At 71.1% G+C, this 10,696-nt stretch carries 11 protein-coding genes; 2 read left to right on the plus strand and 9 right to left on the minus strand.

The window, feature by feature from the left end; genetic code table 11:
- The 7 genes from pcaD to ABZT02_RS32920 all read right to left on the minus strand — a co-directional run bounded on the left by pcaD (position 1) and on the right by ABZT02_RS32920 (position 6,579).
- Positions 1-1,122, minus strand: coding sequence for a 3-oxoadipate enol-lactonase (gene pcaD, locus ABZT02_RS32890; protein ID WP_356024033.1), 1,122 nt, complete (start codon positions 1,120-1,122; stop codon positions 1-3).
- Positions 1,119-2,450: a 3-carboxy-cis,cis-muconate cycloisomerase gene (gene pcaB / locus ABZT02_RS32895; RefSeq protein ID WP_356024035.1), complete on the minus strand. Its 1,332-nt coding sequence runs from the start codon at positions 2,448-2,450 to the stop codon at positions 1,119-1,121. Before pcaB ends, pcaD begins: the two co-directional genes overlap by 4 nt.
- Complete coding sequence (gene pcaG, locus ABZT02_RS32900) at positions 2,447-3,052, minus strand: protocatechuate 3,4-dioxygenase subunit alpha (protein ID WP_356024037.1); 606 nt, start codon at positions 3,050-3,052, stop codon at positions 2,447-2,449. Before pcaG ends, pcaB begins: the two co-directional genes overlap by 4 nt.
- A 6-nt stretch (positions 3,053-3,058) precedes the next feature.
- Positions 3,059-3,832, minus strand: coding sequence for a protocatechuate 3,4-dioxygenase subunit beta (gene pcaH, locus ABZT02_RS32905; protein WP_356024040.1), 774 nt, complete (start codon positions 3,830-3,832; stop codon positions 3,059-3,061).
- 121 nt (positions 3,833-3,953) lie between these two features.
- Complete coding sequence (locus ABZT02_RS32910; RefSeq protein ID WP_356024042.1) at positions 3,954-5,156, minus strand: thiolase family protein; 1,203 nt, start codon at positions 5,154-5,156, stop codon at positions 3,954-3,956.
- Positions 5,153-5,797, minus strand: coding sequence for a CoA transferase subunit B (locus tag ABZT02_RS32915; protein WP_356024044.1), 645 nt, complete (start codon positions 5,795-5,797; stop codon positions 5,153-5,155). The genes ABZT02_RS32910 and ABZT02_RS32915 overlap by 4 nt, the downstream gene beginning before the upstream one ends.
- A complete protein-coding gene (locus ABZT02_RS32920; RefSeq protein ID WP_356024046.1) occupies positions 5,797-6,579 on the minus strand; it encodes a CoA transferase subunit A in 783 nt (260 codons plus the stop codon). The genes ABZT02_RS32915 and ABZT02_RS32920 overlap by 1 nt, the downstream gene beginning before the upstream one ends.
- A 178-nt stretch (positions 6,580-6,757) precedes the next feature.
- On the opposite strand from ABZT02_RS32920, the gene ABZT02_RS32925 reads away from it, so the two are divergent.
- Positions 6,758-7,222: a MarR family transcriptional regulator gene (locus tag ABZT02_RS32925; RefSeq protein WP_356024049.1), complete on the plus strand. Its 465-nt coding sequence runs from the start codon at positions 6,758-6,760 to the stop codon at positions 7,220-7,222.
- On the opposite strand, the gene ABZT02_RS32930 is transcribed toward ABZT02_RS32925, so the two are convergent.
- Positions 7,223-8,239, minus strand: coding sequence for a DUF3048 domain-containing protein (locus ABZT02_RS32930; protein WP_356024051.1), 1,017 nt, complete (start codon positions 8,237-8,239; stop codon positions 7,223-7,225).
- A gap of 195 nt (positions 8,240-8,434) precedes the next feature.
- Here ABZT02_RS32930 and ABZT02_RS32935 point away from each other — a divergent pair, with 195 nt between their 5' ends.
- Positions 8,435-9,625: a zinc-dependent alcohol dehydrogenase gene (locus ABZT02_RS32935; RefSeq protein WP_356024054.1), complete on the plus strand. Its 1,191-nt coding sequence runs from the start codon at positions 8,435-8,437 to the stop codon at positions 9,623-9,625.
- A gap of 9 nt (positions 9,626-9,634) precedes the next feature.
- Here the strand turns inward: ABZT02_RS32935 and ABZT02_RS32940 are convergent, their stop codons facing one another.
- Entirely contained in the window at positions 9,635-10,696 is a 1,062-nt protein-coding gene (locus tag ABZT02_RS32940) for an ATP-dependent DNA ligase (protein WP_356024056.1), read from the minus strand.

The following is a 10,696-nucleotide window of genomic DNA, read 5'->3' on the forward strand; positions in this document are numbered from 1 at the left end:
TCACCCTTCCGCCTCCTCCGCCAGCACCCGCTGAGCCGTCGCGAAGGCCGAGTTGGCTGCCGGAACCCCGCAGTACACGGCCGTCTGGAGCAGTACGGCCCCGATCTCCTCCGGCGTGAGCCCGTTGCGCCGCGCCGCGCGCACATGCATGGCCAGTTCGTCGTAGTGGCCGTGCGCGACCAGCGCCGTCAGCGTGATCATGCTGCGCTCCCGGCGGCTGAGCGTGGGGTCGGTCCAGATCTCGCCCCACGCGTACCGCGAGATGAAGTCCTGGAAGCGGGCGGTGAACGGGGTCTGCCGGGCCTGCGCCCGGTCCACGTGCGTGTCCCCGAGCACCTCGCGCCGCACCTCCATGCCTCGCTTGGCACCCCCGTCGAGATGCGCGCGCAGAGCGGTGAGGACGGCTTCCGGGCACTGCGCCGGTGCCAGGTGCGAGGCCCCGGGGAGTTCGACGAGCGTGGCGCGCGGCACCGCGTCCGCGATCTCCCGCAGATGGGGTGGCGGGGTCGCCGGGTCCTGGCGGCCGGCGATCAGCAGCGTCGGCGCCAAGATCCCGGTCAGCCGGTCGCGCAGGTCGAAGGAGGCCAGGGCGTCACAGCAGGCGGCGTACGACGACGGATCGGCCTCGGCGTGGTCGCGGACCAGTTCCGGCACGCTGAAGTCACCCGCGAACCAACGGGAGTTCGCGCTCTCCAGCAGCCACCCCATGCCCTCCCGACGGACCCGCTCGGCCCTCTCCTGCCACGGCTTGCTGCCGTTGAAGTGGGCCGAGGAGCAGATCACCGCCAGCGAGTCGACGCGCTCCGGGTGATGCACGGCCAGATGCAGGCCGACCGCGCCGCCGAGCGACACCCCCGCGTACGCGAACCGCTCGACACCGAGCGAGTCGGCGAGCGCCAGCACCAGGTCGGCGAGGTCACCCACGGTGGCGCCCGGCGCGATCAGCTCGGCCGCCGACCCGCCGTGGCCGGGCAGGTCCCAGCGGATCACCCGGTGGGTGACGGACAGCTCGGGCGCCACCTTGTCCCACAGGGCGTACGACGTCCCGAGCGAGGGTCCGAGCAGCAGCGGGGGAGCGGAAGCGGAACCCTCGGCGCGGTGGTTGAGGAGTGTCTCGGTCAACGTCGCTCCAGAGCACGGTCGGTGAGGGTTTTGGCAGCGCCGGTGTAGCGGGCGGGGTCGGTGAGCTCGTCGAGGTCGACGTCCTTCAGCTCCGGCTCCCGGGACAGGAGTTCACCGAGCGACAGACCTTCGGTGTACGTCCGTCGGGCGAGCTCCGTGAGCAGTGCCTTGGCGCGGGCCCGGCCCAGCACGGACGCCAGCTCGGCGGACAGCCGCTCGGAGACGATCAACCCGTGGGTGAGGCCGAGGTGTTCGCGCATGACGTCCGGGCGGACCCGTAGTCCCTCGGCCAGTTCGGCGGTGTCCCGGGCGGCTCCGCCGACCAGCCGCAGCAAATCCCTGAGCGGCTCCCACTCGGCGTGCCAGGCTCCGGCCGGCCGTTCGTCCTCGGCGGCCAGCGAGCCGTACAGGGTGGCCGCGAGCTGCGGGACTCGCCGTGCGGCGGCGGCGATCAGCGTCGACCGTACGGGATTCGCCTTGTGCGGCATGGCCGAGGAGCCGCCCCCGCTGCCCTCCGCGAGCTCGGCGATCTCGGTACGGCCGAGAACCAGTACATCAGCGGCGATCTTCCCCAGCGCGCCGGCGGTGAACGCCAGGCCCCCGGCGAGGTCGGCGATCGGAGTGCGGAGGGTGTGCCAGGGGAGGAGCGGCGCCCGGAGTCCGAGCTCCGCGGCGAAGGCCGCCGTGAGGGCCTGGGGGTCCTCGGCGCCGTACGCCGTGAAGGCCGCCAACGTACCGGCGGCACCGCCGAGTTGGACGGGAAGGGAGCCTCGTACGACCGCGACCCGGTCCCGCGCGTCCAGCACCAGTGAGCGCCACCCGGCCGCCTTGAGGCCGAACGTCGTCGGTACGGCGTGCTGGGTGAGCGTCCGCCCCGGCATCCCGGTGTCGCGATGGTCGGCGGCGAGCCGGGCCAGGGCCCCCTGGACGCGGTCGAGGTCCGCCGACAGGAGATCGAGGGTGCGCGCCGCCACCAGCATCGTCGCCGTGTCCAGGATGTCCTGGCTGGTGGCGCCCCGGTGCACGGACGGGCCGTACTCCTCGCCGACCGCTTTCGTGAGGTCGGCGACCAGGGGGATGACGGGGTTGCCGCCGCCGCGCGCCCGGTCGGCGAGGGACCGTACGTCGAAGCGGTCCGCGTGGGCCGCCTCGGCTACTGCGTGGGCCGCCGCGTCCGGGGCGAGCCCCAGGCGGGCCTGCACCCGGGTCAGTGCGGCCTCCGCGTCCAGCAGCGCCTGGAGGTAGGCGCCGTCGGAGGTCGCCGCGGCGGCGGGGGAGCCTGCCCACCCGGGGGCGAGCAGGCCGGTGTCCGGATCGGGAGAAGTCACTGGAACTCCAGGAAGACCGTTTCGCCTTCGCCCTGAAGGCGGATGTCGAAACGGTAGGTGCCATCGCCCTGCCGGCGTGCGATCAGCGTGTCGCGCCGCTCCGCCGGCACCCGGGCCAGCAGCGGGTCGGCGGCGAGGGCCGCCTCGTCGCCCGGCAGGTAGATCCGGGTGTACAGGTGCACCAGCAGCCCGCGCGCGAAGACGCACACGCTGATGTACGGCGCGCTCCGCCCCCGTGGGCCCGGCCGCAGTGTCCGCGCGCTCCAGTGGCCGTTAACGTCGGTCTGGATGCGGCCCCAGCCGGTGAACTCCACGCCGTTGCGGCCGAGGTAGCCGCCGCTCGCGGGGTCGCGCCGGATCGAACCGTCGACCTGCGGGACGTTGCCGTCGGGGTCGGCGCTCCACAGCTCCACGAAGGCGTCGGGCAGCGGGGCGCCCGCGCCGTCGGTGATGTAGCCCTGGAGGGTGATGGTGTCCGGGTGGCCGACGGGCGCGATGTCACCGCCGCCGGGGAAGGGCAGGGCGTGGCCGTAGAACGGGCCGACCGTGTGCGACGGGGTCGGCAGCACGGTCTCCGGACGGCTGGTGTCGATCTTCGTCATGGCTGGTCAGCGTCCTTCTTCGATCCAGGTGGCCTGCGGTCCGTCGAGCACGATGTCCCAGTGGTAGCCCATCGAGAACTCCGGGACGGACAGGCTGTGGTCGTACGTGGCGACGAGCCGCTGGCGGGCCGCGTCGTCCGTGACCGACTGGATGATCGGGTCGTAGGGGAACAGCGGGTCGCTCGGGAAGTACATCTGCGTCACGAGCCGCTGGGTGAACGCCGTGCCGAAGAGCGAGAAGTGGATGTGGGCCGGCCGCCAGGCGTTGACGTGCTGGCGCCAAGGGTAGGGGCCCGGCTGGACGGTGGTGAAGCGGTAGAAGCCCTTGTCGTCGGTCAGGGTGCGGCCGACGCCGGTGAAGTTCGGGTCCAGCGGGGCGTCGTGCTGTTCGCGCTGGTGGGCGTAGCGCCCGGCCGAGTTCGCCTGCCAGATCTCGATCAGCTGCCCGCGCAGGGGACGGCCGTTCCGGTCGAGGAGCCGTCCCTCCACGGTGATCCGCTCACCGATCGGCTCTCCGTTGTGCTGCCGGGTCAGGTCGTTGTCGATCTCGGTGATGTCCCGCTCCCCGAAGGCGGGCGAGTGCAGCTCCACCAGCTCCGGGTCCTTGGACACGTCGATGCCGATCGGCGGCTGCTTCGGGTGCCGCAGCACCGAGGAACGGTAGGGCGCGTAGTCGCGGCGCGGCTGGTGCTCGACGGGGGCGCCGTCGGCGAGCCGCTTCTCGTAGGCGGCGTGCTCGGCGGCGATTTCCTGGTCGATGTCGTGCTGGGTGAGAGTCATGGAGGACTTCCTGGGGGAATCTGACGTTCTCATCGAAGGCGAGGGGACGTGTCGCGCCCTTTAGAGGCGCGGGGAACTGCGCGACCAGCCACGGGACGGCCCGCAGTCGGCAACGAAGCTCTTATCGCTCAAGCACAAGGGCAAGCCCTTGACCCACACCGATGCACAGCGTGGCCACCCCAACCCCACTGCCCTTGCGGGCGAGTTGATGGGCAACCGTCCCCGCGAGCCGTGCTCCCGACGCACCGAGCGGATGCCCGAGCGCGATCGCTCCGCCCTGCGGATTGAGGATCGCCGGGTCGAACTCGGGCCACTCGGCGACACACCCCAGCACCTGCGCGGCGAACGCCTCGTTCAGCTCAAGCACTGACAGGTCGTCAAACCCCTTGCCCGCCTTGGCGAGAGCTCGGTTGACCGCTTCCACCGGGGCGAGCCCGAAGTAGTGCGGGTCGAGCGCGTTGACCCCGGTCGCGGAGACCCGGGCCAGCGGCTCGCGACCCGTCGCGGCGAGTCCCTCGTCGTCGACGAGCAGCAGCGCGGCCGCACCGTCGTTCAAAGGCGACGCGTTGCCCGCGGTGACCGTGCCACCGTCGTTGCGGAACGACGGCTTGAGCTTCGCCATCGCCTCCAGGGACGCATCCGGCCGTACGCACTCGTCGCCGCCGAAGACGACCGGCTCACCCTTGCGCTGAGGGATGGCGACGGGGGCGAGCTCCGCGTCGAAGAGTCCCTCGGTCTGCGCCTTCGCCGCCTTCCGATGGCTGTGCAGCGCGAACTCGTCCTGCTGCTCACGCGTGATCTTGTGCTTGTCCGCGATGAGCTCCGCCGACTCGCCCAGCGGGATCGTCCACTGCGGCTCCATCCTCGGGTTGACCATGCGCCAGCCCAAGGTGGTCGAGTACAGCTCGGCGTGCCCGGCGGGGAACGGCTTGTCCGACTTGGGCAGCACGTACGGTGCCCGGGTCATCGACTCCACACCACCCGCCACGGCGATGGAGGCGTCCCCGAGGGCGATCGCGCGGGCCGCCTGGATCACGGCCTCCAGACCCGACGCGCACAGCCGGTTGACGGTCACGCCCGGCACGGATGTCGGCAGGCCGGCGAGCAGCGCGGCCATGCGGCCGACGTTGCGGTTCTCCTCGCCCGCGCCGTTGGCGTTGCCGAAGTAGACGTCCTCGATGCGGGACGGGTCCAAGTCGGGTGTACGGGCGAGGAGTTCACGGATCGCGTGCGCGCCGAGGTCGTCCGGGCGCACCGAGGCGAGTCCGCCGTTGTAGCGGCCCACCGGTGTACGGACCGCGTCGACGATGTAGACGTTCTTCACTGCGGGCCCTCCACGACGGTCAGCTTGGCGTCGGTCTTGGTGGTGATCTCCTCGACACTCACCCCGGGGGCCGTCTCGACGAGCACCAGGCCGTCCTCGGTGACGTCCAGGACGCCGAGGTCGGTGATGATCCGGTTGACGCACGCCTTGCCGGTCAGCGGCAGCGCGCACTCGGTGAGGATCTTCGGGGAGCCGTCCTTGGCGGTGTGCGTCATCACCACGATGACCGTGCGGGCGCCGTGGACCAGGTCCATCGCCCCGCCGATCCCGGTGATCATCTTGCCGGGGATGGCCCAGTTGGCCAGGTCGCCGGTCTCGGACACCTGCATGGCGCCCAGCACGGCGACATCGATGTGCCCGCCCCGGATCATCCCGAAGGACAGTGCCGAGTCGAAGAAGGACGCCCCCGGCAACACGGTGACGGTCTCCTTGCCCGCGTTGATCAGATCGGGGTCGACCTGGTCCTCGGTGGGGTAGGGGCCGGTGCCCAGGATGCCGTTCTCGGACTCGAGGATCACCTCGACGTCCTCGGGGAGGTAGTTCGGGATCAGCGTCGGCAGTCCGATGCCGAGGTTGACGTACTGACCGTCCTGGAGCTCGCGCGCGGCCCGCGCGGCCATCTGTTCCCGGGTCCAGGCCATCAGCTGCTCACCGTGCCTCGTGCCGGAGCGGCGGAGACCGTCCGCTGCTCGATCCGCTTGTCCGTCGCCTGCTCCGGCGTCAGCGCGACGACCCGCTGCACGAAGATCCCCGGCAGATGCACCGCGTCCGGATCGATCTCGCCGGGTTCGACCAGCTCCTCCACCTCGGCGATGGTGACCTTGCCGGCCATGGCCGCGAGCGGGTTGAAGTTCCGCGTGGACCTGTTGAAGACCAGGTTGCCGTGCCGGTCGCCCTTCGCCGCGCGGACCAGCGCGAATTCGGTGCGGATGCCGTGCTCCAGAACGTACTCCGTGCCGTCGAACTCCCGCACCTCCTTCGGCGGCGAGGCGAGGGCGACGCCGCCGGAGCCGTCGTAGCGCCAGGGGAGGCCGCCGTCGGCGACCTGCGTGCCCACCCCGGCCGGGGTGAAGAACGCGGGGATCCCGGCGCCGCCCGCCCGCAGCCGCTCGGCGAGCGTGCCCTGCGGGATCATCTCGACCTCCAGTTCACCGGACAGGTACTGGCGGGCGAACTCCTTGTTGGCGCCGATGTAGGAGCCGGTCACCCGGGCGATGCGACCGGCGGCGAGCAGGACCGCGAGCCCGGACTCCATCGCCCCGCAGTTGTTGGAGACCACCGAGAGAGAGCCGGTGCCCTGCTCGTACAGGGCCTGGATGAGTACGTTCGGCACACCGCTCAGGCCGAAACCGCCCACCGCGAGCGACGCGCCCTCCGGCACATCGGCCACCGCCTCGGCGGCTGTGGCGACCACCTTGTCCATCCGCGTAGCCCCATCTGTCCAAGTGCTCAGTGCACTGAGTATTTCTGCGAGGTTTCTCTTAAGCTGCCACTGTGGCAGCCTGGCGTCAAGGCTCACTACTCTTCAGTGCACCGACCAATACGCACCGACCAATACGCACCGACCCACTCGCATCGATCAACCTGACTCGGGAGCGCACATGGCCGCGGTGGACCTCACCACCCACCCCGGGCACCTCGCCCGGCGGCTCCAGCAGGCGCACTACCTGCTGTGGAACACGATGGTCTCCGAGGAGATCACCTCGCCCCAGTTCGCGGTCCTCAACGCGCTCGTCGCCGAACCGGGACTCGATCAGCGCACGGTGGGGGAGCGGGTGGGGCTGGACCGGTCCACCATCGCCGAGGTCATCAGCCGGCTCGGCCGGCGCGGACTGCTCGACAAGGTGCGCGACCCCCAGGACGGCCGCCGCTTCCTGCTGCGCCTGACCGACGACGGGGTGCGCACCCACCGCAAGTTGACCGTGCGCACCGCCCGGATGAACCAGGTCTTCCTTGCCCCGCTCTCCGACGACGAACAGAGCCGGTTCTTCGAGCTGATCCGCCGGGTCGCGGACGCGGCGGAGGGGCTCCGCAATCCCGCGGAACCCCTCCTCAACCAGCGCTGATCAGGACGCCTTCGCGAAGACGACCCAGACCTGGCCCTCGGCGAAGTTCACCGCGGAGCCGTCCTTCGTGGTGAACTCCGTGCCGTCCGTGGCCTTCGCCCGCTTCCAGTTCACGTCGTAGGCGCGGCCGTCGCGCAGCACCTTCGCCCGGCCCGAGCCCACCGTCACCGTGTACGGCGTGTTGTTGCCGAGGAAGTCGTGGAAGGCGGACTTGCGGACCTTCACGTACTGCACGACGACCGTGGCCGGGGCCAGCCGCTTCCCGTCGGCCGTCATGTCCGGAGTGCCGTCCATCGAGACCAGCCAGCGCTGTCGGCTCTGCGACCAGGTGAAGGTGAAGCGGGCGGCCGGGAAACGGACCGTCTCCGAGGTGTCCGCGGTGCCGCCGGCCGGAGCGGGGCCGTAGCGGAAGCCGGTCGTCAGCGCGGCCGCGCCCGGTGTGGCGGGGACCAGGGGCTTCGGGCGCAGGTAGAGGTTGTGCGGGGAGACCTGGCCGGCGCCGCGGAAATAGGCGTCGGCCGCCTTCTCGGGGGTCCGGACGACCAGCGGCGCCCGGTTGATCAACGGCATCAGCTTGCCCTGGGCGCCGGAGAAGGCGAGCGTCGGGTCGTCGAACTGCCGCAGCAGCTCCAGGTCCGACTCGCGGGCGCTGCGCACGGGGCCGACCGCCTTCGGCAGCTTCGTCGCGTACACCGCCATGAGGCGGCTGAGGCCGCCCTCGACCTGCTCTGCGTAGACGACGTCGGCCGAGTCGATACCGGTCTGCGGGCGCGCCGCCCCCACGTTGTCGATCTTCACGGCGAGCACGGAGGGACGATCGGCCTCCTTGCTCGGTTCCGAGGTGTCCGGTGTCGAAGGGCTCGGCCCGGCCGTGCGGAACTGTCCGCGTCCGTCGTCGGCCGGGACACGGGGTGTGTCGTGTCCCGTGCAGCCCGCGGCGAAAAGCCCTGTGGCGGTCAGAAGTGCCGCCGCCGTACGGGCGCGTCGCGTGCTCGCCCCTTGCTCCGTACCCACCATGCCCACCGTGCCCGCCCGTCTCGTGTCTTTGATTGTGCGCTTATAAGTTCATTGGTGGCCATACCCGTCCGTTTCTGATTAGTCGCGTCGACTACGCCGAACGGCCCTGGATCGCGGTTCGCCGGGAGCCCGCCCGGGTACCCGGGGCGCCTACCCCAGGACCGACACGCGACGTGACGGAGGGAGTGCCCGGAGATGAAGGCTGTGACCTGGCAGGGCAAGAGGGACGTACGGGTGGAGGAGGTGCCCGATCCGCACATCAAGGAACCGACCGATGCCGTCATCCGGATCACGTCGTCCGGGTTGTGCGGTTCCGACCTGCATCTCTACGAGGTGCTCACTCCGTTCATGACGCCGGGCGACATCCTCGGCCACGAACCCATGGGCATCGTCGAGGAGGTCGGCGCCGGGGTGCCGGACCTCGCGGTGGGCGACCGGGTCGTCGTGCCGTTCCAGATCGCCTGCGGCAACTGCTGGATGTGCATGACCGGGCTGCCGACCCAGTGTGAGACCACCCAGGTCACCAGCGAGGGCATGGGCGCCGCCCTGTTCGGCTACACCCGCCTGTACGGCGCCGTACCGGGCGCCCAGGCCGAGTACCTGCGTGTCCCGCAGGCCCAGTACGGGCCCATCAAGGTGCCCGAGGGTCCGCCGGACGACCGCTTCGTCTACCTCTCCGACGTACTGCCGACCGCCTGGCAGGCCGTCACCTACGCGGACGTCCCCGAGGGCGGCAGCGTCGCCGTGCTCGGACTCGGGCCCATCGGCGACATGGCCTGCCGGGTCGCCCAGGTGCTCGGCGCCGGGCGCGTCTTCGGCGTGGACCTGGTGACCGAACGGCTGCGCCGGGCCCGCACGCGGGGCGTGGAGACGTACGACCTCAGGAGCTTCGACAGCGAGAAGGAGCTGGTCCAGGCGATCCGCGACGAGACCGACGGACGCGGCCCGGACGCCGTGATCGACGCCGTCGGCACCGAGGCCCACGGCAGCGCGGTCGCCCGCCTGGCCCAGAACGCCACCGCCGTGCTGCCCAGGAAGCTCAGCGGACCGTTCGCCGAGCGCTTCAGCATCGACCGGCTCGCCGCCCTGCACACCGCCATCGAGCTGGTGCGCCGCGGCGGCACGCTCTCCCTCACCGGCGTCTACGGCGGTATGGCCGACCCGCTGCCCATGCTCACGATGTTCGACAAGCAGATCCAGATCCGGATGGGCCAGGCCAACGTGCGCCGCTGGGCCGACGACATCATCCCCTACCTCACGGACGAGGACCCGCTCGGCGTCGACGACTTCGCGACCCATCACGTGCCGCTGTCGGACGCCCCACACGCGTACGAGATGTTCCAGAAGAAGCAGGAGGGCGCGGTCAAGGTCCTGATGCGGCCCTGACCTCGCGGCTCAGCCCAGGATCTCGTCCAGGTCGTAGCGGACCGGCTCCTCCAGCTGCGCGTACGTGCAGCTCTCGGGCGTCCGGTCGGGCCGCCAGCGGCGGAACCGGGCGGTGTGGCGGAACCGTGCGCCGTTCTCCATGTGGTCGTACGCCACCTCCGCCACCCGCTCCGGCCTGAGCGGCACCCAGGACAGGTCTTTCTTGCCCGACCAGCGGCTCGGCGCCCCGGGCAGTCGGGCGCTCTCGTGGGCGGCCTCCTCCGCCCAGGCCGCCCACGGATGCCCGGACGCGTCCGCCATCCGCAGCGGCTCCAGCTCCTCGATCAGCTCGGCGCGCCGCTTCATGGGGAAGGCCGCGGACACGCCGACGTGCTGGAGCGTGCCCCTCTCGTCGTGGAGCCCGAGCAGCAGGGAGCCGACGACGGGGCCGCTCTTGTGCAGCCGGTAGCCCGCGACCACCACGTCCGCCGTGCGCTCGTGCTTGATCTTGAACATGGCGCGCTCGTCCTGGAGGTAGCGCAGGGTGAGCGGCTTGGCGATGACACCGTCCAGGCCCGCGCCCTCGTACTCATCGAACCACTGCCGGGCCACGTCGATGTCCGTGGTCGCCGGTGCGAGGTGCACCGGGGCCGTGACTCCCGACAGAGCCGTCGTCAGCAGCGTTCGGCGGTCGGTCAGCGGGACGTTCAGCAGCGACTCGTCCTGGAGCGCCAGCAGGTCGAAGGCCACGAAGGAGGCCGGCGTCCGCTCCGCCAGTGTGCGCACCCGGGAGGCCGCCGGGTGGATCCGCTCGGTCAGCGCGTCGAAGTCCAGCCGGCCGTCCCGGGCGATGACGATCTCCCCGTCCATCACGCAGCGTTCCGGCAGCCGCTCCCGCAGCGCCTCCGCCAGTTCGGGAAAGTACCTGGTCAGCGGCTTGCCGGTACGACTGCCCAGCTCGACCTCCGCCCCGTCCCGGAACACGATGGCCCGGAAGCCGTCCCACTTCGCCTCGTAGTGCATGTCCGGCGGGATCTTCGCCACCGACTTGGCGAGCATGGGCTTCACAGGGGGCATCACCGGCAGATCCAT

The sequence above is a fragment of the Streptomyces sp. NPDC005402 genome, assembly GCF_040606575.1.
GTDB lineage: Bacteria > Actinomycetota > Actinomycetes > Streptomycetales > Streptomycetaceae > Streptomyces.

Coding starts and splice junctions, on each gene's coding strand:
- pcaG (WP_356024037.1), bottom strand. CDS start 3,052: ATGACGAAGATCGACACCAGCCGTCCGGAGACCGTGCTGCCGACCCCG.
- pcaH (WP_356024040.1), bottom strand. CDS start 3,832: ATGACTCTCACCCAGCACGACATCGACCAGGAAATCGCCGCCGAGCAC.
- ABZT02_RS32915 (WP_356024044.1), bottom strand. CDS start 5,797: ATGGCCTGGACCCGGGAACAGATGGCCGCGCGGGCCGCGCGCGAGCTC.
- ABZT02_RS32920 (WP_356024046.1), bottom strand. CDS start 6,579: ATGGACAAGGTGGTCGCCACAGCCGCCGAGGCGGTGGCCGATGTGCCG.
- ABZT02_RS32925 (WP_356024049.1), top strand. CDS start 6,758: ATGGCCGCGGTGGACCTCACCACCCACCCCGGGCACCTCGCCCGGCGG.
- ABZT02_RS32930 (WP_356024051.1), bottom strand. CDS start 8,239: ATGGTGGGTACGGAGCAAGGGGCGAGCACGCGACGCGCCCGTACGGCG.
- ABZT02_RS32935 (WP_356024054.1), top strand. CDS start 8,435: ATGAAGGCTGTGACCTGGCAGGGCAAGAGGGACGTACGGGTGGAGGAG.
- ABZT02_RS32940 (WP_356024056.1), bottom strand. CDS start 10,696: ATGGATCTGCCGGTGATGCCCCCTGTGAAGCCCATGCTCGCCAAGTCG.